The sequence below is a fragment of the Rothia kristinae genome (genome assembly GCF_016028855.1).
In the GTDB taxonomy this organism is placed as follows: Bacteria; Actinomycetota; Actinomycetes; order Actinomycetales; family Micrococcaceae; genus Rothia; species Rothia kristinae.
Genome location: NZ_CP065738.1, coordinates 1,267,970 through 1,288,413, shown reverse-complemented (window position 1 = coordinate 1,288,413; position 20,444 = coordinate 1,267,970). Strand labels below are relative to the sequence as shown.

Sequence of the window (20,444 nt, the reverse complement as noted above, 5' to 3'; positions counted from 1 at the left end):
ACGCCCTGGACGAGGTGCGCGTCACGCGGTTGACTGGGGACCATGAGCACTTTCGCAGTCACCAATCCCAACACCGGCGAGGTCGAGGAGACCTTCGATTCGCTCACCGAGGAGCAGCTGAAGGACGTGGTCGACCGCGCCGACGCCGCCTACCAGGACTGGTCCCAGCGGTCCTACGCCGAGCGCGGGGAGATCCTGAACCGCTTCGCGGACCTGTTCGAGGCCCGCCAGGAGGAGCTGGCGGAGATCGTCGGGCACGAGATGGGCAAGCCGAAGCCGCAGACCATCGCGGAGGTGAAGAAGGTCGCCGCGACCGCCCGCTGGTACGCCGAGCACGCGGAGGAGTTCCTGGCCCCCACCGAGCTGCACCCCTCCGACGGGGTGAGCACCGTCGTCAAGCACGACCCGCTGGGCGTGCTGCTGAGCATCATGCCGTGGAACTTCCCGTACAACCAGCTGGCCCGCTTCGCCCTGCCCAACCTGATGGTCGGCAACGCGATCATCATGAAGCAGGCGGCGATCTGCCCGAAGTCCTCCCAGGCCCTGGCGGATCTGCTGGTGGAGGCCGGGCTGCCGGAGGGGGTGTACACCAACGTGTACATGGACTCCTCCGACGCCGAGGTGGTCCTGGGCGATCCGCGCGTGAAGGGCTTCTCCCTGACCGGCTCGGAGAAGGCCGGGGCCGCGGTCGCCGGGATCGCGGCCAAGCACCTGAAGCGCTCCGTGCTGGAGCTGGGCGGCAACGACCCGCTGATCGTGCTGGACACCGACGACGTCGCGGCCCTGGCGAAGAAGGCCGTGTCCCTGCGCCTGGCCAACGCCGGGCAGGTGTGTACCTCCCCCAAGCGCTTCATCGTGCTGAAGGACATCTACGACGAGTTCGTCGCCGCGGCCAAGAAGGCCGTGGAGGCCACCGTCGTCGGTGACTACGACGCCGAGGACACGGACATGGGCCCGCTGTCCTCCGAATCCGCCCGGGATGAGCTCGTGGAGTCCGTGCAGCAGGCCGTGAAGGACGGCGCGACCCTGCACTGCGGGGGCGAGAAGCTGGACCGGCCGGGCTGGTTCATGTCCCCCGCCCTGATCACCGACGCCCCGCTGGATTCGGACATGGGCTGCCGGGAGATGTTCGGGCCGATCGTCAACATCTTCAAGGCCGAGGACGAGGAGGACGCGATCCGCATCGCCAACGACACCCCGTACGGCCTGATGGGCTCGGTGTGGTCCACGGATGTGGAGCGGGCCCGCCGCGTGGGCGAGCGGGTGCAGGTGGGCATGCTGCAGATCAACGCGCACATGGAGTCCGGTCCGGAGTTCCCCTTCGGCGGGATCAACCTCTCCGGCTACGGCCGCGAGGGCGCCCAGTGGGCCCTGCGCGAGTTCACCAACGAGAAGACCTTCCGGGTGCACGAGCAGGAGCTGTAGCCCCGCCCCGGACCAGCCACGAACGAGCCGGCGCCCCCGTCCCTCGGATCTGCGGATCCGGAAGGGCGGGGGCGCCGGCTCGCGGCACGGGGGCGCTCAGCGGCGCCGGGGTGGAGTCAGCCGGCGGCCCGATGGCGCGGCGCGGCAGTCGCGGCACCGGCCTGAGACGCGACGCTGCTCGCGGATTCGGCACCGCGGGCCCCGCCCTCGTGGGCTTCCTCCCACTGCTCCTCGGACACATCGCTGGTCCTGCCGTGGTGGTGCACCAGGTAGCCCACCACGGTCAGGGCGACACCCAGCAGGGCCCAGAAGATCAGGGTCCACCACTGCTCGGCGGTGTCGGCGTCGGGGAAGAAGGACTCGCTGCGCAGCAGGTGCTGAGCCGCACCCGGCACCAGGTGCTGGCCGATCCAGCCCCAGGGGTGCGGGTAGAACTGCCAGGGCACCTGAGCACCGGACAGCGGGTTGCCCAGGAACATCGTGATCACCGCGCCCAGACCGATCCCTGCGTTGCCGATCAGCGCGGTGCAGCCCAGGATGAAGCTGGAGGTGCCCAGCACGGACAGGATGAAGACCATCCAGTCCACCAGGAAGCCTCCCTGCACGAAGCCGAACCAGGTGTGCAGGATCAGGGTCAGGCTCAGCCCCGCGACGACGGCGTAGGCCCCCGCGGCGAACAGGCGCCGCCAGAGTCCGTGCACCATGGTGTTCACCAGCACGCCACCGATGATCCCGCCGAGCACGAGGGGGAAGGAGGCGGCGGTGAAGCCGGCGCCGTTGGGATCCTCGTCGGAGAGGCCGACGACGTCGGTCACGGTCACCTTGGTGCTCGCGGCGGCCTTCTGCAGGCCCACCGCCTGCTGGATCTGCTGCGGGGAGGCCTGGGCGCCGGAGGCCTGCAGCTGCTGCTGGGCCGCGTCGGCCCGCTGCTGGAGACCGGCCCGGATCTGGGACTGCAGCTGCTCCCCCAGGGCGGTCATCAGCTGCGCGGGAACGGTTCCGGCGGCGGTGGCCTTGAGGATCTCGGGCGGCTGCTGGGCGTCATCGGAGAAGACGATGGCCCCGACGGTCTCCTGCCGGCGGATCTGCTGCTCGGCGTCGTCCCGGCTCGAGACCTCGTGGAAATCGAAGACCCCGGGGCGGGCCTGCTCCAGGGTGTCCTCCAGCTGCTGGACCCGCTCCTGCGGCCCGGCCACGGAGATGGGCAGGTCCTTGGCCTCCTGGGTCTTGGTGGGCCAGGTGAAGGCCAGGACGATGATCGTCACGACGACAGCGCAGATCAGCGCGACCATCCCGGCCCGCGGCCAGGAGCTGGGGGCGTGGATCCGGCGGGAGGCGGCGGGTGCCGCGGCGGCCTGCTCGGGTGCGGACATGGATGCTCCTCGTAAAGAATGCCTGTTCTGTTTGGGAACACCATAACAGAACGGGTATTCTCTGTGTATGCCGCGCCTGACCGATGAGACCAGAGACGCCCGCCGCCGACAGATCCTCGACGACGCCGCCGCCTGCTTCCGCCGCCGCGGTTTCACCGGAACCTCGATGGCCGAGATCATCCGCGAATCCGGACTCTCGGCCGGATCCATCTACTCCCACTTCTCCTCCAAGGACGAGATCCTGCAGGCCACCGCCGAGCGCACCCTTCAGCGGGCCGAGCGGATCCTGGCCGAGGCCGCGAGCGCGGAGCAGGCCGTGACCCCCCGGGGCATCGCCCGCACCGTGCCGCGCGACGTCGTGGACCGAGACCTGATGCGCATGTTCCTGCAGCTGTGGTCCGAGGCCGTCCTGGACCCCCGGATCGCGCAGCTGGCCCGGGGCAACCTGCGGCGGGTCCGGGACCTGATGGCCGGGGCCCTGCTGCCCTGGGCCCGCCGTCAGGGCGACGCCGGGCCCGCGGAGGAGCTGGCCCGGCGCCGCGCGGACGGGCTGCTGGCTCTCATGCACGGCTACTTCGTGCGGATCTCGGTGGATCCGGGACTGGACACCCCGGAGTTCCTGGAGGGGATCGTCGAGCTGCTGCCCGAGGACTGAGCGGGGCTCAGGCCACCGGCACCGCCTCCTCCGGACGCGCCGCGGCCTCCCGACGCACCGCCGCGGCCGCGGCCACCAGGTGGCGCAGCGCGGCCTCGGTCTCCGGGTATCCCCGGGTCTTCAGCCCGCAGTCCGGGTTGGCCCACAGCCGATCCGCCGGCACCACCCGCGCCGCGGCCTGGAGCAGGTCCCGGATCTCCTCCTCGGCGGGCACCCGCGGGGAGTGGATGTCCCACACCCCCGGCCCGATGCCGCGGTCGAAACCGGACTCGGCCAGCGGGGCCAGCAGCTCCATCCGGGAGCGGGCCGCCTCCACGCTGGTGACGTCGGCGTCCAGCGCGTCGATCGCCGCGAGCACCTCCCCGAACTCCGAGTAGCACAGGTGCGTGTGGATCTGGGTCTCGGCGCGCACCCCGGAGGTGGCCAGGCGGAAGGCCTGCACCGCCCACTCCAGGTACGCGGCGTGGTCCTCCCGACGCAGCGGCAGCAGCTCGCGCAGGGCCGGCTCGTCCACCTGCACGATGCCGATGCCGGCGTCCTCCAGATCCCTCACCTCATCGCGCAGGGCCAGGGCCACCTGGTCCGCGGTGACGGCCAGCGGCTGGTCCTCCCGGACGAAGGACCACGCGAGGATCGTGACCGGGCCGGTGAGCATCCCCTTGACCGGGCGCTCGGTCAGCGACTGCGCCCAGGTGATCCACGGGACGGTGAAGGCCTCCCCGCGCACCCCCTCCCCCTTCCGGGAGACGTCGCCCCACAGGATCGAGGGGCGGGTGCAGCGAGAGCCGTAGGACTGCACCCAGCCGTGCTCGGTCGCGGAGAAGCCCTCGAAGTGCTCGGCGAAGTACTGGACCATGTCGTTGCGCTCGGCCTCACCGTGCACCAGCACATCCAGCCCCAGCTCCTCCTGCAGCCGGATCACCCGGGCGATCTCCTCCCGCAGCCGATCCCGGTAGCCCTCCTCGGACAGCCGCCCGGCCCGGTGCTCGGCGCGGGCCCGCCGGATCTCGGGGGTCTGCGGGAAGGAGCCGATGGTCGTGGTCGGCACCGGGCCCAGCCCCGCGGCCGCGCCGCGTTCGCGCTGGATGTCGCGACGCACCTGTCCCGGCTCCCGCCGGCGGTCCTGCGGGCCCACGGCCGCGGCGCGCGAGCGCACGGCCGCATCGAGCCCGGGGTCCCCGGCGTCGGGCGTGCTGCGGCCCGGCTCGGTCGGGCTCGCCTCGGCCGCCGCGAGCTCCTCGGCGATCGCCTCCCGTCCCTCGGCCAGGCCGCGGGCGAGGATCAGCACCTCCTGGACCTTCTGGTCCGCGAAGGCCAGGCGGTTCCGGGCGTGGCCGGGCAGGGCGGTCTCGGCCTCGAGGTCGTGGGGCACGTGCAGCAGGGAGGTGGAGGTGCCCACCCGCACCCGGGCGCCGGCCTCGGTCAGCTCCTCGAGCAGGTCCAGGGCACCCGGCAGGTCCGTGCGCCACACGTTGCGCCCGTCCACGACGCCGGCCACCAGCGCCGGGGCCTGCGGGGCGAGGAAGGGCTCGAGCTGCTCGGCGGTGAGCCGGCGCAGTCCGCGCCGCCCGGAGGCCAGGTCCGCGTGCACGGCCTCCACCCCGGTGCGGGCCAGCACCGGCAGCAGCTCACGGGCGTCCCCGTAGGCGGTGGTGACCAGCAGGGCGGGGTCCTCCGCCGCCCGGGCCTCGGAGAGCACGCGGTAGGCCCGCTCCACCAGCTCCGGCAGATCCTCCCGGTCCTGGTCGGCCGCCAGGGCGGGCTCCTCCAGCTGCACCCAGCGCACCCCGGTGCACCCCAGGGCCGCGATCAGCTCGGAGTACACCGGCAGCAGATCCTCCAGCCGGTCCAGGGGGTCGTAGCCGGCCGGGGCGGAGTCCTCGGGCTTGGCCAGCAGCAGGAAGGTCACGGGTCCGACGACGGCCGGGCGCAGGGCCGCGGCGTCGGCCGGGGAGTAGGTGCCGGCGTAGACCTGGCCCTTGAGCTCCTCGGGGTTCGCCGCGAAGGGGGTCTCCGGCCCGATCTCGGGGACCAGGTAGTGGTAGTTGGTGTCGAACCACTTGGTCATCTCCAGGGGCCCGCGGGCGGCGTCGCCGCGGGCCAGGACGAAGGAGGCCTCCCGGTCCAGGCGCCCGTGCTCGTCGGCGAGGTCGTGGAAGCGGGCGGGCACGGCCCCGGTGGCGACGATCGCGTCGAGCACCTGGTCGTAGAGGGCGAAGGACGCGGGGATCGCGGAGCAGCCGGTCAGTCCCAGCTCGCGCAGCCGGGCGACGGTGCGCACCCGCAGGGCGGTGACCTCGCTGGCCAGGTCCGCGGCGTCGGCGTTCCCGGACCAGCGCCGCTCCAGGGCGCGCTTGAGCTCCCGGCGGGGCCCGATGCGCGGGTATCCCAGGACGGTCGCGGCGGGGAAGGGGCAGGCGGCGGCCCCGTGGGTGGACAGGGCGGTGCGCTCTTCAGTGTGCTCGGCGGTGCGGTCGGTGGTGCTCACGGTGGTCTCCTCGGCATCGGATCGGGTGTCTCGGGTGTGGGGGTGATCGGGGTGGCGGGAACGGTCCGGCGGTCCCGGATGGCGCTGCTTCTCGGTCGCAGGCGCCGGGAGGATCTCCTCGTCCAGGGGCTGGGAGCCGGAGGGCAGGTGCCCCCGGGCGGTCTCCACCGGACTGCGTCGGCCCAGGGGCGGGCGGGGTGTCGGGGAGGGGCGAGGCAGGTCCAGGACCTCCAGCAGCTCCAGGGCCGCGGGATGCTCGTTGAAGGTGTACAGGTGCAGTCCCGGCGCCCCGGCGTCCAGGGCGGCCAGGGCCTGCTCCCGGGCCCGGGCCACCCCCACCCGACGCCGCTGCGTCTCGCTCTCGGCGGTCTCCAGCCGGTGGGCGAAACGCTCGTCCACCGCCAGCCCGGCCAGGGCGCAGACCCTCTCGTAGCGGCGCAGGCTGGTCACCGGGAGGATCCCAGCCACCAGCGGCAGCCCCACCCCGGCCTGCTCGGCCCGGGCCCGCAGCCGGACGTGGTCCTGCGGGTCCTGGCAGACCTGGGTGATCGCGAAGTCCGCCCCGGCCCGCTCCTTGGCCAGCAGCACCTCGATGTCGTGCAGGGCGCTCGGGGATTCGGGGTGGCGCACGGGATAGGCCGCGACCCCCACCGCCAGGCGCCCAGCGCCCAGGTGGGCGCGGTGCTCCCGCTCCACCTCCCGGACCAGCTCCACGAGGTGGCGGGCGAAGGGCAGCTCCTCCGGCCCGGGGACGTATCCGGGCGGGCGGTCCCCGCGCAGCGCGAGGATCCCGCGCACCCCGAGGTCCAGGATCCGGGCCGTCAGCTCCCGCAGCTGCCCGCGGGTGCTGCCCGTGGCGATCACGTGGGCCAGCGGCCGGTACAGGGTGTGGTGCACCAGGTGCTCCAGCAGGTCCAGGCAGCCGGCGCGTCGATCGGCCTGCACCCCGGTGGTCACGGAGACCCAGTCGGGGGCGGTCGGGGCGAGGGCGTCGAGGGTGCGCAGCAGGGCGTCCTGGGCGGCGGGTCCGCGCGGTGGGAACAGCTCGTAGGACAGCGAGGGCGGCGGGGTCGGGGGTGCGGCGGGCACGTCGGGCCTCCTTCTGCAGGATCGGCCGACGGATCGCGGCAGCCGCGGCGGCTGTCGCACGGTATCCATCGGTCCTGGCGGGAGCACCGTTCCCGAACCGTCGCACGAGGGCGGTGGGGGTGGTTGCTGCGGCGTCGTCGAGCCAGGTCTCTCGGCCGCTCTGGATAGGTACCCCTCCAGTGAACCGGCGCAGCCGCGGCCAGCCAAGAACGGACGCGGATGTGACCGTGCGACGCGCCGATGACGCCCGGCGTCCCCGGATGACGCCCCCGCCGTCATGCTCACGGCGAAAACCCCTGGAACCGTCCCCCACCCGGGGCGTTGACTAGGGGTTATGACCGAATTCGCAGTGACCAACGCATCCACCGGCGAGGTCGAGCAGACCTTCGACTCCCTGCCCGCCCAGCAGATCCCCGAGATCATCGAGCGGGCGCACCTCGCCGTCGGCCCCTGGCGGGACACCCCGATCGCCCAGCGCGCCCAGGCCCTGGCGAAGGTCGGAGACCTCTTCGAGCAGCGCGCCGAGGAGCTGGCCGGGATCATCGGCCGGGAGATGGGCAAGCTCAAGAGCGAGGGCCTGCAGGAGGTCCAGCTGGTCGCCTCCATCTTCCGCTGGTACGCCGAGCACGGCCCCGACGTCCTGGAGCCCACCGAGCTGCAGCCGCAGGGCGCGCAGAAGACCATCGTGGAGCACGAGCCGCTGGGCGTGCTGCTGGGGATCATGCCGTGGAACTTCCCCTACTACCAGCTGGCCCGCTTCGCCGCCCCGAATCTGCTGATCGGCAACACGATCCTGATGAAGCAGGCGGCCATCTGCCCGCTGTCCGCGGGCACCTTCGCCGAGATCCTGCACGAGGCCGGGATCCCGGAGGACGCCTACATCAACCTCTACCTGGACACCGAGGACGTCCCCGCCGTGCTGGAGGACTTCCGGGTGCGCGGGGTCTCCTTGACCGGCTCCGAGCGGGCCGGGGCCTCCGTCGCGCAGAACGCGGGGAAGAACCTCAAGAAGTCCGTGCTGGAGCTGGGCGGCAACGACCCGTTCGTCGTCCTGGACACCTCGGACCTGGACGCGCTGGTGCGCACCGCCGTCGGGCTGCGCACCTCCGTGCAGGGGCAGGTGTGCACCTCCCCCAAGCGGATCATCGTGGTCGATGAGCTCTACGAGGAGTTCGTCGCCAAGGCCCAGGAGGCCGTGGAGGCGATCCGCGTGGGCGCCTGGGACGATCCCGACGCCGACATGGGGCCTCTGTCCTCCGAAACCGCCCGGGACGAGGTGGTCCAGCGCATCCACGACGCCGTGCGGAACGGGGCGACCCTGCGCACCGGCGGCGAGAAGCTGGAGCGTCCCGGCTGGTTCATGTCCCCCGCCCTGCTCACCGACGTGGACCCGGATTCCGACCTGGGCTGCAACGAGCTGTTCGGCCCCGCCGTGATCGTCTACCGCGCCGAGGACGAGGAGGACGCGCTGCGCCTGGCCAACCACACCGACTACGGGTTGCAGGCCTCGGTGTGGACCGAGGACCTGGAGCGCGGCGAGCGCTTCGCCCGGCGGATGCAGGCCGGGATGGTGCACGTCAACGAGCACCTGGTGACCCAGGCGGGCCTGCCCTTCGGCGGCATCGGCCGCTCCGGCTACGGCCGGGAGCTGGCCGAGTGGGGCCTGAAGGAGTTCACCAACGAGAAGCTGGTGCGGGTCAGCGCCCAGTCCTTCTGAGGCCGCACCCCGCACCCGGTCGCGCCCGCCGCGGCCCCTCGCGCGCCGACGCCGCCCACGGCGTCGGCGCGCACCCCGGCCCGGTGACCCCGGGCCCTCAACATAAGGAGCAGAGCGTGACCGATGAGCAGCGCACCCCCGTGGCCTCCCAGCTGGAGTTCGCGAACCCGGTGACCGCCTACCCGCAGCTGAACCCGGATCCCCAGCACCAGCCCAATCCCGGGCTGGATGCCCGCCTGGAGCCGAAGCCGGATCGCGGCGAGCGCACCTACCGGGGCCTGGGGCGCCTGCCCGGCCGTCGGGCCCTGATCACCGGGGGCGACTCCGGCATCGGGGCGGCCGTGGCGATCGCCTTCGCCCGCGAGGGCGCCGACGTCGCGATCGCGTACCTGCCGGATGAGGAGGAGGACGCCCAGACCGTCGCCGGGCTGATCCGGGCGGAGGGCCGCACCGCGGCGCTGCTGCCGGGGGATCTGCTGGAGGCCTCGTACCGGGACGGGCTGGTGGAGGCCGCCGTTCAGGAGCTGGGCGGGCTGGACATCCTGGTCAACAACGCGGGCATGCAGTTCTGGTCCGAGAGCATCCAGGAGCTCACCGATGACCAGGTGGATCGCAGCTTCGCCCTCAACGTGCAGGCGATGTTCACCCTGTCCCGGGCGGCGCTGCGGGTGATGCCGGCCGGGTCGACCATCATCAACACCACCTCGGTGCAGGCCTACAAGCCCTCAGATGTGCTCCCGGACGACGCCGCGACGAAGGCCGCGATCAAGGCCTTCACCAAGTCCCTGGCCCAGCAGGCGGCCCCGCAGGGGATCCGCGTGAACGCGGTGGCTCCGGGGCCCTTCTGGACGCCGCTGCAGGTCACCGACGGGCAGCCCGATGCGAAGCTGGACGGCTTCGGCCAGCAGTCCTGGCTGGGCCGTGCCGGTCACCCCGTGAAGATCGCCCCGGCGTACGTGTACCTGGCCTCCGCGGAATCCAGCTACGTGGTCGGCTCGGTGCTGGACGTCAACGGCGGCGCCCCGACCCCGTGACCTCGTCTCGACGGCGCGTCCCCGGTGGGGGCGCGCCGTCGCGGTTTTTCTGGTGAACTGGTGGTGCGCACCATCACCGGCCCCAGATCGCCCCGACCGAATGAGGATGAGATGACCCAGCCCCCTTCCTCCCCCGAGGACCCGAACTACTCCCGGCCGCAGCCGCGCTACGGCCAGTACGCCCCGCAGGACGGCGCCGACGCCGCGGGCGGGCCCGCCGCGGGGGCACCCGCCCCGGGCCACGCCGGGTACCAGCAGGCCCCCGGCTACGGCCAGGGCACGCCGACGCATGGTCAGGGTGCACCGGTCTATGGGCAGGGTGCCCAGCCGGGCGGGGCCCCCGGCGGCGTCCCCCGCTACGGCGATGCGACCGGTTCCGGAGGGTATGTGCCCCAGCCCGGTGATGTCCGGCAGGCGGGCCCCGCCCCGCAGCGGCTGCGCACCGGGGTGCTCATCGGCTGGATCGGCTGCGGACTGGCCCTGCTGGGTAGCCTGGTCAGCATGATCGACGAGAACCTCATCTCCGGCGGGGCTCTCGAGGTGGCCGGCGGCGTCGTCGGCGCGGTCCTGGGCCTGGGGGTCTACGTGATGGGGGCGGCGTTCCTGTGGCTGTGCCTGCGCGGGGCCCACTGGGCGCGGGTGAGCTCCCTGGTCTTCGCGATCATCGCCGGGCTGCAGGCCCTGGCCTCGCTCTTCGCGCTCATCGCCCTGCCCGCCATCGGGGCGGTCCTGGCCGCGGAGAACCCGGAGATCGACACCCTGATGCGCCAGGCCACCGGCCCGGCCTTCTGGATCAGCTCGGTGATGACGCTGATCGCCGAGATCGCCTACCTGGTGGGGGTGCTCATGCTGTGGACCAAGCCGGTCTCCCGGTGGTTCCAGACCGTGCAGGTCCTGCGCCGCGGCTACTGACTCACCGCGGGACTTTCCCGCGGTGATCTGGTGGAATGGGTGATGCACACCAACTTCACTCGAGACGCACGACGCACACCCCGAGACCCCTTCGAAGGAGCACATCGATCATGTCGCAGCAGCCCGAGCAGAACCCCGCCGACGGCGGCGCCCCGCAGTACGGCCAGTCCCAGCCCCAGCAGGGCTACCCGCAGTACCAGGGCGGCCAGGGCGCCCCGCAGTACGGAGCCCCCGCCTACGCCGGTCAGCCGCAGGCCGCCGGCTCCGTGGACCAGCTGCTCCAGCAGAAGCCCCAGCAGGTGCGCACCGGCCTCCTGATCCTGTGGATCTCGCTGGCGCTCACCGTGATCCTCGGCATCATCGCCGCCCTGACCCTGGACTTCGAAGCCACCTACACCCAGCAGGCCCAGGTCAACGGCCAGACCGTCGATGCCACCACCGTCTCCACGATGGCAAGCGCGGCCCGGATCACGGCGCTCGTGGCCTACATCCTCATGGGTGCGGTGGGAGCCCTGTTCGTGTGGTTCGCCGGCAAGGGACGCAACTGGGCGCGCATCGTCCTGCTCGTCTTCGCGGCCCTCTCCGCCCTGGGCGTCCTCGCGAGCCTGGCGACGGGCGGCCTCCTCGGCAGCATCGGGACGATCGTCTTCATCATCGGGGTGATCCTCCTGTTCCTGAAGCCCCCCTCCGCCTGGTACCGCGCGGTCACCGCCGCCCGCCAGGCCCCGACGGCCTACTGAGCGGCCTTCCCGGCACCGCGCGGGCTCGTTGACAGCCCCCGCGGTGCGGGACCAGACTGGGAGGGCGGCACTGGGCCGCTGGTAGCCCCGGGCTCCATCATCAAGCCGCTTCGAGCGGCCTTCCGCCGAGAGGCGCTCCCGGTCCAGTGCCCACCTCCTCATCCGACGGCCCGCCCCGAATCCCCGGGGCGGGCCGTCGTCGTTAACCTTGCCCGGTTATGGTGTAGCGGCACCCCGACCACCCCTCGACCGGAAAGCCGGAAGCACCGCGTGGCACTACGACTGTTCCCCCAGGAGAACCGGGCCCTGACCCTGCTCTCCCAGATGGCCGATCTCGTCATCGACGCCGCCTCCGCGGTCTCGCGCACCATGGGCTCCCCCGTGGAGGACCGGCCCGAGCTGCTCGAGCAGGCCTTCGACATCGAAGGCCGGTGCACGGACCTGTTCTTCGCGGTGATGACGGACGTGCGCTCCTCCTTCGTCACCGCCCTGCCCCGCGGGGACCTGTATCTGCTGGCCCACCACCTGAACACCGCGGGGGAGGATCTCGCGGCCGCGACCCACACGATCGTCATCAACGGCCTGGACCAGTTCTCCTCCCGCGCCTCGGACCTGCTGGACCTCATCCAGCGTCAGGCCTCCCTCACCGCGGAGGCCATGCACCACCTGTCCGACCTGGAGGGTCTGGACGAGTACTGGGTGGAGGTGCTGCGCATGGCCAAGCAGTCCACCCGCACCGGGGACCTGTACCGAGCGGACCTCATCGAATCCCTCAAGCCCCGCCGCTACGAGCAGACCGCGCAGTTCGCGGACAAGCTGGACTCCGCGGCCCGCCACCTGCGCGCGGTGGCCACGGAGGTCGGCCGGATCCTCGTGCAGGAGTCCTGACCGGTGGCCCTCCTGCTCGCCCTGAGCCTGCTGCTGCTCGCGGGCTTCGCCGTGATCGGCAGCTTCCACGACGCCCCCAACGCGATCGCCGTCGCCGTGCGCACCCGCGCCCTGACCGCGACGACCGCGCTGGCCCTGGCCGCCGTGTGCACCGCCATCGGCTTCGGGGTGGGGCTGGCAACCCTGCCGGAGACCGCCCACGACTGGCTGCGGGTCCCCTCCAGCACCGACGGGCTGGGGATACTCACCGCGATCCTGGCCACCGCGATCCTGTGGGAGCTGGCCACCTGGTGGCGGGCCATGCCCTCCTCCTCGACCCACGCCCTGATCGGGGCCCTGCTGGGGGCGGGGTGGGCCGCCCGCGCCGTGGACCTGGACGTCCCGGCCGACGCCGCCAGCCAGCTGCTGGCCTCCGTGTGGCTGCCGCTGGTGGCCGGGCCGCTGCTGGCCTACGCGGTGTCCTGGCTGGCGGCGGTGCTGCTGGTGGGGCTGCTGCGCCACGCCAGCCCCCGCACCGTCAACGACCGCTCCCGGTACCTGCTGTGCCTCAGCGCCGCCGTCGTCTCCCTGAGCCACGGCATGTACTTCGGGCACCGGCTGCTGCTGCTGGGCGGGCTGCTCCTGGGCTGCGCCGGGATCACCCCGCCCGAGGCCGGCCCCGCGACGCTGGCCGCGGGCGCGGTGCTGTGCGGGCTCATGGTGCTGGGCACCCTCGGCGGCGGCTGGCGGATCGCCCGCACCCTGGCCACCCGCATGGTGCAGGTGGACCCGTTCCGCGGGGCGGTCGCGATGACGACGACGAGCCTGCTCAGCCTGGGCACCGGCGCGGTGCTGCGCGAGCCGTACTCCTCCTCGCACCTGTCCGCCGCGGCCGTGCTGGGGGCCGGGTCCACCCAGCGGTTCACCGCGGTGCGCTCCCAGGTCGCGGGCAGGATCGTGCTGACCTGGCTGCTCACGGTCCCGGTCTGCGCGGTGCTGGCGGCCGTGCTGCTGCTGGCGCTGTCCCCGCTGCTGTGAGGCGCGCCCCCGCGCGGGGATCCCGACTCAGCCGAAGCGCCCGGAGACGTAGTCCTCCGTGGCCTGCTCCTTGGGGTTGTTGAAGATCTCCTGGGTGGGGGCGTACTCGATGAGCCGGCCGGGCTTGCCGGTGCCGGCGATGTTGAAGAACGCGGTGCGATCCGAGACGCGCGCGGCCTGCTGCATGTTGTGCGTGACGATCACGACCGTGTACTCCTCCTTCAGCTCGTGGATCAGATCCTCCACGGCCAGGGTGGAGATCGGGTCCAGGGCCGAGCAGGGCTCGTCCATGAGGATCACGTCCGGCTTCACGGCGATGGTCCGGGCGATGCACAGCCGCTGCTGCTGACCGCCGGAGAGCCCGGCCCCGGGCTTGTCCAGCCGGTCCCGGACCTCCTCCCAGAGGTTCGCCGAACGCAGGGAGGACTCCACCAGCTCATCGGCCTGGGCCTTGGGCAGGCGCCGGGAGTTCAGCTTGACCCCGGCCAGCACGTTGTCCCGGATGGACATCGTGGGGAAGGGGTTGGGCCGCTGGAAGACCATGCCGACCTGGGAGCGCACCCGCACCGGGTCCACCCCCTTGCCGTACAGGTCCTCCCCGTCCAGGCGCACCGAACCCTCCACCCGGGCCCCCGCGATGACCTCGTGCATCCGGTTCAGGGTGCGCAGGAACGTGGACTTGCCGCAGCCGGAGGGCCCGATGAACGCGGTCACGGACCGGGCGCGGATCTGCATGCTCACGTCCTGCACGGCCAGGAAGTCGCCGTAGTAGACGTTCAGGTGCTCGACGTCGATGCTCTTGGACACGGGGCAGGCTCTCCTTGGGGTGGCGGGTGCGGGGGCGTCAGCGGCCGGACTTCGGGGCGAAGATCCGGGCGATCAGCCGGGCGGCGAGGTTCAGCAGCATGACGACGACGATGAGGATCAGCGCCGCGGACCAGGCCCGGCCCTCCGAGATCTGAGGGCTGGTGGGCGAGGTCGGGGTCATGATCTGGTAGTAGATGTACGTGGGCAGGGTGGTCATCCAGCCGGAGAACGCGTTCCAGTTGATGGTGGTGACGAACCCGGCGGTGACCAGGATGGGCGCGGTCTCCCCGATGACGCGGGCGATCGCCAGGGTCACGCCCGAGGAGATCCCGGAGATCGCCGTCGGGATGACCACCTTGACGATGGTGCGCCACTTGCGCACCCCCAGGGCGTAGGAGGCCTCCCGCAGCTCGTTGGGCACGATCCGCAGCATCTCCTCCGCGCTGCGCACGACCGTCGGGATCATCAGCACCGACAGGGCGACGGAGGCGATGAAGCCGAAGCGCGCGGAGGGGTCATCCAGGATCTGCACGAAGAACGCGGCCGCGAACAGACCGGCGACGATCGAGGGGATGCCGGTCATCACGTCCACGAGGAACGTGATGGTCTTGGCGATCGCCCGGGAGACGCGGGTGGCCCCGCCGTACTCGGTCAGGTAGATCGCGGTCAGCAGACCGATCGGCACGGACATCACGGTGGCCCAGAAGGTGATCACCAGGGTGCCGACGATCGCGTGGTAGGCCCCGCCGTACACGGGGCCCTCCCCGGCGGCCGCGGCGTTGTCCGTGACGCCGGTGACCCCGCCCATCGAGGTGCTCAGCAGGTGCGCGTTCAGCCCGGGCAGGCCCCGGGCGAGCACGACCCACAGCACCGAGACCAGCGGGACGAGGGCCAGCAGGAAGGCCCCCCAGACGAGGTAGCGGGCAAAGGCGTCGGCCCCGCGGCGTCGTCCCTCGATCCCGGCGACGGCCAGCGGGCCCGCGATCACCAGGATCAGGGCGGAGAAGATCGCCCAGGAGGCAATACCGAAGCCGATCAGCGCGGAGGCCGCGGCCCCGAGGATGACGGCGAGAACCCCGATCAGCCACGGCAGCCAGGCCGGGGCGGTGCGGGTCCTCAGCCGGTGACCCAGCTGGGTGCGCTGCGACGATGCGGTGGAGGGCTGGTTCATGCGTCGGCTCCCGAGAAGTGCCGGTAGCGGGCCACGACCAGGCGGGCCAGCATGTTGACGACGAGGGTGATGAGGAACAGGACCAGACCGGCGGCGATCAGCTCGTTCATCCGCATCCCGTAGGCCTCCGGGAAGTTCAGGGCGATCTCACTGGCCACGGTCTGGTTCCCGGACTGGATCAGCGAGGGGTTGAAGGCCCCGCCGGACAGGACCAGGGCCACGGCCATGGTCTCCCCGAGAGCCCGACCCAGCCCGAGCATCACGGAGGAGACGATCCCCGCCCGGGCGAAGGGCAGCACCGTCATCCGGATCATCTCCCACCGGGTGGCACCCAGACCCAGGGCCGCCTCCTGCTGCAGCACCGGCGTCTGGGCGAAGATCTCCCGACACATCGAGGTGATGATCGGCAGGATCATGATCCCCAGGACGATGCTCGCGGTGAGGATGGTCTTGCCGGTGGCCGAGGCCGGGCCGGCGAAGATCGGCAGGAAGCCCAGCTCATCGGCCAGCCAGTCGTAGAACGGCACGATCTTGGGAGCCAGGACGGAGGCACCCCAGGCGCCGAACACGACGGACGGGATCGCGGCCAGCAGGTCGATGACGTAGCCGACCGGGGCGGCCAGGCGCCGCGGGGCGTAGTGGGAGACGAACAGGGCGACGCCGATGCCCACGGGGGTGGCGATCAGCAGGGCGATCAGCGCGCTGATCAGGGTGCCCGCCACCAGCGGGCGGATGTAGCCGATGAAGCCGTCTCCGCCCGTGAAGTCCCCGGCCGGCGTGCCCACCAGATCCTTCGCGCGCAGCACGAGGAACAGGGCGACGCCGGCCAGGACGACCAGGATCACCAGGCCCGCCGCGAGGGCGAGCCCGGCGAAGATCCGGTCCTGGGCCGGAGAGGAGGACTTGGCGCTCACTTGGTCTTCACGGTGTCGATGGCGGCCTTCGCCTCATCCCGCAGCTTCTGGGGCAGCGGGGTGGAGTGGGCGGCGTCCGCGGCGGCCTTCTGCCCGTCCTCGGAGGTCACGTAGGTCTCGAAGGCCTTGACCTGGTCCACGGTCTCCTGCTTGTCGTAGGCCGAGCAGATGATGTGGTAGGAGACCAGCACGATCGGGTAGGCCCCGTCGGTGCCCTCGTGGTCGATCTCCAGGGCGATGTCGTGCTCCGAGCGGCCATCCAGGCGCTTGGCGTTCTCCACGGCGCGGGCGACGTTCTCCTCCTCGTGGGAGACGTAGCCGTCCCCGGCCTTGATCTTGGCGGCGCCCAGGTCCCCCACGGCGGAGGAGTCGGCGTAGGTGATCGCGCCTTCGGTGGTCTTGGTGGTGGACACGACCCCGGAGGTGCCCTTGTTGGCCTCACCGGACAGCCCGGAGGGCCAGTTGCCGGAGGCCTTCTCGGTCCAGGCGCCCTGCGAGGCGTCAGCGAGGTAGTCGGTGAAGTTCTTGGTGGTCCCGGAGTCATCCGAGCGGTGCACGGTGGTGATCTTGGTGTCCGGCAGGTCGGTGCCCTCGTTCTGATCCGCGATCGCCGGGTCGTTCCACTGGGTGATCTTGCCGGAGAAGATCTCCGCGATCGTCTTGGCGTCCAGGTTCAGGGAGTCGATGCCCTTGAGGTTGAAGGCCACGGAGATCGGGGAGACGTAGACGGGGATGTCCATGGCGCCGCCGTCGCCGCACTGGGACTTGGCCTTCTGGACCTCGTCGTCGGTCAGGGGGACGTCGGAGCCGGCGAAGCTGGCCCCGCCGGCCAGGAAGGCCTCGCGCCCGGCGCCGGAGCCGTCCGGGGAGTACTGGACGGTGGCCCCGGAGTGGGCGGACTGGTAGCCGGACTGCCAGGCGGTCATGGCCGCCTGCTGGGAGGAGGCGCCGACCCCGGAGAGGGTCCCGGACACGGAGGAGTCCGAGCCCGCCGAGCCGGAGTCCCCGGAGCCGGTGGCGTCGTCCGAGCCGCAGGCAGTCAGGGCGAGGGAGCCGACGGCGGCCAGGGCGGCCCAGCGGCCGATGCGCGAGATCTTCATGTGGGTTCTTCTCCCTATGGGTCTGGTGTGCGCCCCGTTGCGCGGGGACCGATGGTGGTGCGGGGCCCGGTCCGGGCCCGCGGTCTCGAGCGTACGCAGGGCAGGTGACCCGAGGCCCGATCCCGGGTGAACGCCGGGTGAACACTCGGGCGCCGCGCCCTCCCCCGAGCGGACCCCGCGCGGGGGTCGTTTCCGTACCATGGGGGCATGAGCGGAAGCGGGACTGCCGGGCGCGCGGGCGCCGTGCTCGACCATGTCCGTCGGCGCATCCGCACGGGGCTGGGTCGGGTGCGCGCGGGGTTCGGGCAGTCGCTGCAGATCACGATCGCGGCGGTCGGCGCCTACGCCTTCGCCGAGCACGTGCTGGGCCACCACGGCCCGCTGTTCTCCGCCACGGCGGCGATCGTCTCCCTCGGCTACGGGAACGGGTCGGTGCATCTGCGCCGCATCCTGGAGGTCTCCCTCGGCTGCACCCTGGGCATCGCGGTCGGCGATGTGCTGATGCACGTGCTGGGGCAGGGCCTGGTGCAGGCCTCCGTCGTCCTGCTGGTCTCGATCCTGCTGGCCCGCTTCCTGGACAACGGCACGATTTTCACCACCCAGATGGGCCTGCAGTCCGTGCTGGTGGTGATCCTCCCGCCGTCGGTGGACGGGCCCTTCGCCCGCAGCCTGGACGCCATCGTGGGGGCCTGCTTCGCGCTGGCGATCATGGCGATCTCCCCGCGGGATCCCAGCCGGGAGGCCCGGCGGGGCTTCCGCACGCTGAGCGGGGAGTTCTCCGCGGTGCTGCGCGAGATCGCGGCGGCCCTGGGCGGGTACGACGCCGAGCGCGCCCAGCGCGCCCTGCGCCGCGGCCGGCGCACCCAGCCCAGCATCACGGCCCTGGAGTCCGCGCTGAAGATGGGCCGGGAGCAGGCGCGGTTCACCCTGCTGCGGCGCGGCCGCCTGGAGGAGATCGAAGCCTACGAGCGCTGCCTGGACGCCCTGGATCACGCGGTGCGCAACACCCGGGTGCTGGCCCGGCGCCTGACCGCCGTGATCCGCACGGTGCGGCTGCGGCCCCAGGCGGTGGCGGCCCTGGAGGAGATCCTCACGGAGCTGGCCGAGGCCGTGGACCTGATCGGGGCGTCCTTCGCCGGCGGCTCGACGACGGCCCGGGAGGCCTTCTCCGCTCGCGCCCGGGCGGACCTGACCCGGGTGGCCCAGCGCCTGGATCCGGCGGCCCTGGGGGTGCGCACCTACCAGGGCGAGTCCCTGGTGATGCTGATCCGACCGCTGAGCGTGGACCTGCTGGCGGCCACGGGCCTGCCCTACGCGAAGGCCAGCACCATCCCGGTGCAGATCCGCCAGGAGCTCACCGAGGCGCTGCCGGTGGTGGACCCGGAGGAGGATGACCGGCCCGGGACCCGGATCCGGCGAGAGTCGGACTGACACGCCCCGGATTCGTGCTGGGATGCGGGGATCGTGCTGAGATACCGCACGGCGGGACGCATCTGAAGCACGAACAGCGCAACTCAACACGAAACCCGCATCTCAGGGCGGGGAGGCGCCTGCTCGATCTGTCAGTCGGGGCCTCTACCCTGGGCACATGAGCCCCGCACGCAAGAGCCCCCGCGCCGCCAACGCCTATCGCTGCCGCGAATGCGGCTGGACCACGGCCAAATGGGTGGGCCGCTGCGGGGAATGCCAGCAGTGGGGCACCATCGAGGAGGTCGGCGCCGTCGCCTCCGGGCCGCGCACCACCGCCGCGGCCAGCGTGCAGACCCCCGCCCAGCCCATCACCCAGGTGGACGCGACCCTCGCCCGCGCCGCCTCCACCGGCATCGCCGAGTTCGACCGCGTGCTCGGCGGCGGGCTGGTGCCCGGGGCCGTGGTGCTGATGGCCGGGGAGCCCGGCGTCGGCAAGTCCACGCTGCTGCTGGACGTCGCGGCGACCTTCGCCCGCGGGGCCGGGAGCACCCGGGACGTGCTGTACGTGACCGGGGAGGAATCCGCCGCCCAGGTGAAGCTGCGCGCGGACCGGATCGGCGCGGATGCGGACACCCTGTACCTGGCCGCGGAGACGGACCTCGGCGCCGCGCTGGCCCACATCGAACGGATCAACCCGACCCTGCTGATCCTGGACTCCGTGCAGACCCTGGCCAGCGCGGAGGTGGACGGCTCAGCCGGCGGGGTTACCCAGGTCCGGGAGGTGGCCGCGGCCGTCATCGCCGAGGCCAAGCGGCGGAACATGACCACCCTGCTGGTGGGGCATGTGACCAAGGAGGGCGCGATCGCCGGGCCCCGGCTGCTGGAGCACCTGGTGGATGTGGTCTGCCAGTTCGAGGGGGATAAGAACTCCCGGATCCGGATGCTGCGCGCGGTCAAGAACCGCTTCGGCCCCACCGACGAGGTCGGCTGCTTCGACCTGCTGGAGGACGGCATCACCGGGGTCTCGGACCCGTCCGGTCTGTTCGTCTCCCGCACCCCCGTGCCCGTGGCCGGGACCTGCCTGAGCGTGACCCTGGAGGGCCGCCGCCCGCTCCTGGCGGAGGTCCAGGCGCTGCTGGATGAGTCCTCCACCTCCCAGCCGCGCCGGGCCACCGCCGGACTGGACGCCCAGCGCACCGCGATGCTGCTGGCCGTGCTGCAGCGGCGGGCCGGCTTCGGCGTCGGGAAGATGGACTGCTACCTCTCCACGGTCGGCGGGGTGCGCCTGAGCGAGCCGGCAGCGGATCTGGCGACCGTCATGGCCCTGGCCTCCGCCGCGGAGGACAAGCCGCTGCCGCGACGCCTGGTGGTCTTCGGGGAGGTGGGCTTGGCCGGTGAGGTCCGCGCGGTGCCGGGCATCCGCCAGCGCATCGCCGAGGCCGCACGGCTGGGCTTCACCCACGCCCTCGTGCCCGCCTCCCCCGCCGGGGTCGGGCAGGTCCCGGAGGGCTTCACCGTCAAGGAGGTCGCCTCCGTGGTGGAGGCCGTGGCCACCCTCTTCCCGGGGCGCACCAAGGGCTGAAGCCCCAGTCCGGCCGGCACGGGAACCCGTCGCTGCTCCCCCGGGGGACGGCCGGCGGGTCGATCCGCGCGGCCCCAGGCGTCGTCGGGCGTCGTCGGGGCCCGCGCACCTAAGATGGACGG

16 protein-coding genes and 1 riboswitch are annotated in these 20,444 nt (G+C 72.3%); of the genes, 10 read left to right on the top strand and 6 right to left on the bottom strand.

Annotation, left to right across the window (positions count from 1 at the left end):
- Positions 1-42 precede the first annotated feature (42 nt).
- Positions 43-1,425, top strand: coding sequence for an aldehyde dehydrogenase family protein (locus I6G21_RS05710; protein ID WP_058730369.1), 1,383 nt, complete (start codon positions 43-45; stop codon positions 1,423-1,425).
- 116 nt (positions 1,426-1,541) lie between these two features.
- On the opposite strand, the gene I6G21_RS05705 is transcribed toward I6G21_RS05710, so the two are convergent.
- Complete coding sequence (locus tag I6G21_RS05705) at positions 1,542-2,798, bottom strand: ABC transporter permease (protein ID WP_058730370.1); 1,257 nt, start codon at positions 2,796-2,798, stop codon at positions 1,542-1,544.
- A 67-nt stretch (positions 2,799-2,865) separates the two neighbouring features.
- Between I6G21_RS05705 and I6G21_RS05700 the strand changes: the two genes are divergently transcribed.
- Positions 2,866-3,453: a TetR/AcrR family transcriptional regulator gene (locus tag I6G21_RS05700; protein ID WP_061225404.1), complete on the top strand. Its 588-nt coding sequence runs from the start codon at positions 2,866-2,868 to the stop codon at positions 3,451-3,453.
- A gap of 7 nt (positions 3,454-3,460) precedes the next feature.
- Here I6G21_RS05700 and metE read toward each other — a convergent pair whose 3' ends face one another.
- Positions 3,461-7,030, bottom strand: a complete 3,570-nt coding sequence (metE, locus tag I6G21_RS05695) for a 5-methyltetrahydropteroyltriglutamate--homocysteine S-methyltransferase (protein WP_193554008.1) — start codon at positions 7,028-7,030, stop codon at positions 3,461-3,463.
- A gap of 62 nt (positions 7,031-7,092) precedes the next feature.
- A riboswitch (SAM riboswitch) is annotated at positions 7,093-7,201 on the bottom strand.
- 163 nt (positions 7,202-7,364) lie between these two features.
- Between metE and I6G21_RS05685 the strand changes: the two genes are divergently transcribed.
- From I6G21_RS05685 to I6G21_RS05660, 6 genes are all read left to right on the top strand, one after another.
- Positions 7,365-8,747 (top strand): NAD-dependent succinate-semialdehyde dehydrogenase, encoded by a 1,383-nt coding sequence (locus I6G21_RS05685; protein WP_129357925.1) that lies wholly within the window; start codon positions 7,365-7,367, stop codon positions 8,745-8,747.
- 140 nt (positions 8,748-8,887) lie between these two features.
- Complete coding sequence (locus tag I6G21_RS05680) at positions 8,888-9,781, top strand: SDR family oxidoreductase (protein WP_129357982.1); 894 nt, start codon at positions 8,888-8,890, stop codon at positions 9,779-9,781.
- Between the two features lie 111 nt (positions 9,782-9,892).
- Positions 9,893-10,693, top strand: a complete 801-nt coding sequence (locus tag I6G21_RS05675; protein WP_129357926.1) for a hypothetical protein — start codon at positions 9,893-9,895, stop codon at positions 10,691-10,693.
- 110 nt (positions 10,694-10,803) lie between these two features.
- Positions 10,804-11,433: a hypothetical protein gene (locus I6G21_RS05670; protein WP_129357927.1), complete on the top strand. Its 630-nt coding sequence runs from the start codon at positions 10,804-10,806 to the stop codon at positions 11,431-11,433.
- A gap of 270 nt (positions 11,434-11,703) precedes the next feature.
- Positions 11,704-12,321, top strand: a complete 618-nt coding sequence (locus I6G21_RS05665; protein ID WP_058731660.1) for a DUF47 domain-containing protein — start codon at positions 11,704-11,706, stop codon at positions 12,319-12,321.
- 3 nt (positions 12,322-12,324) lie between these two features.
- Entirely contained in the window at positions 12,325-13,338 is a 1,014-nt protein-coding gene (locus tag I6G21_RS05660; RefSeq protein WP_129357928.1) for an inorganic phosphate transporter, read from the top strand.
- 27 nt (positions 13,339-13,365) lie between these two features.
- Here I6G21_RS05660 and pstB read toward each other — a convergent pair whose 3' ends face one another.
- The 4 genes from pstB to pstS are packed head-to-tail and all read right to left on the bottom strand — an operon-like array spanning position 13,366 to position 17,330.
- Entirely contained in the window at positions 13,366-14,145 is a 780-nt protein-coding gene (pstB, locus tag I6G21_RS05655; protein WP_058731658.1) for a phosphate ABC transporter ATP-binding protein PstB, read from the bottom strand.
- A 37-nt stretch (positions 14,146-14,182) separates the two neighbouring features.
- Positions 14,183-15,316, bottom strand: a complete 1,134-nt coding sequence (gene pstA / locus I6G21_RS05650) for a phosphate ABC transporter permease PstA (RefSeq protein ID WP_129357929.1) — start codon at positions 15,314-15,316, stop codon at positions 14,183-14,185.
- Positions 15,313-16,230 (bottom strand): phosphate ABC transporter permease subunit PstC, encoded by a 918-nt coding sequence (gene pstC / locus I6G21_RS05645; RefSeq protein WP_058731657.1) that lies wholly within the window; start codon positions 16,228-16,230, stop codon positions 15,313-15,315. Before pstC ends, pstA begins: the two co-directional genes overlap by 4 nt.
- Complete coding sequence (pstS, locus tag I6G21_RS05640; protein ID WP_129357930.1) at positions 16,227-17,330, bottom strand: phosphate ABC transporter substrate-binding protein PstS; 1,104 nt, start codon at positions 17,328-17,330, stop codon at positions 16,227-16,229. Before pstS ends, pstC begins: the two co-directional genes overlap by 4 nt.
- 207 nt (positions 17,331-17,537) lie before the next feature.
- Between pstS and I6G21_RS10805 the strand changes: the two genes are divergently transcribed.
- A complete protein-coding gene (locus tag I6G21_RS10805; protein ID WP_129357931.1) occupies positions 17,538-18,761 on the top strand; it encodes an FUSC family protein in 1,224 nt (407 codons plus the stop codon).
- A 157-nt stretch (positions 18,762-18,918) separates the two neighbouring features.
- Positions 18,919-20,322 carry a DNA repair protein RadA gene (gene radA, locus I6G21_RS05630; RefSeq protein WP_129357932.1) on the top strand — a complete coding sequence of 468 codons (1,404 nt, stop codon included), beginning with the start codon at positions 18,919-18,921 and terminating at the stop codon, positions 20,320-20,322.
- The last annotated feature ends 122 nt before the right edge of the window (positions 20,323-20,444 follow it).

What these genes read in the sequence shown, in the direction of transcription:
- radA (WP_129357932.1), top strand. Translation starts at nt 18,919, where the DNA reads ATGAGCCCCGCACGCAAGAGCCCCCGCGCCGCCAACGCCTATCGCTGC.
- pstA (WP_129357929.1), bottom strand. Translation starts at nt 15,316, where the DNA reads ATGAACCAGCCCTCCACCGCATCGTCGCAGCGCACCCAGCTGGGTCAC.
- I6G21_RS05700 (WP_061225404.1), top strand. Translation starts at nt 2,866, where the DNA reads ATGCCGCGCCTGACCGATGAGACCAGAGACGCCCGCCGCCGACAGATC.
- I6G21_RS05670 (WP_129357927.1), top strand. Translation starts at nt 10,804, where the DNA reads ATGTCGCAGCAGCCCGAGCAGAACCCCGCCGACGGCGGCGCCCCGCAG.
- pstS (WP_129357930.1), bottom strand. Translation starts at nt 17,330, where the DNA reads ATGAAGATCTCGCGCATCGGCCGCTGGGCCGCCCTGGCCGCCGTCGGC.
- I6G21_RS10805 (WP_129357931.1), top strand. Translation starts at nt 17,538, where the DNA reads ATGAGCGGAAGCGGGACTGCCGGGCGCGCGGGCGCCGTGCTCGACCAT.
- I6G21_RS05685 (WP_129357925.1), top strand. Translation starts at nt 7,365, where the DNA reads ATGACCGAATTCGCAGTGACCAACGCATCCACCGGCGAGGTCGAGCAG.
- I6G21_RS05710 (WP_058730369.1), top strand. Translation starts at nt 43, where the DNA reads ATGAGCACTTTCGCAGTCACCAATCCCAACACCGGCGAGGTCGAGGAG.
- I6G21_RS05705 (WP_058730370.1), bottom strand. Translation starts at nt 2,798, where the DNA reads ATGTCCGCACCCGAGCAGGCCGCCGCGGCACCCGCCGCCTCCCGCCGG.
- I6G21_RS05675 (WP_129357926.1), top strand. Translation starts at nt 9,893, where the DNA reads ATGACCCAGCCCCCTTCCTCCCCCGAGGACCCGAACTACTCCCGGCCG.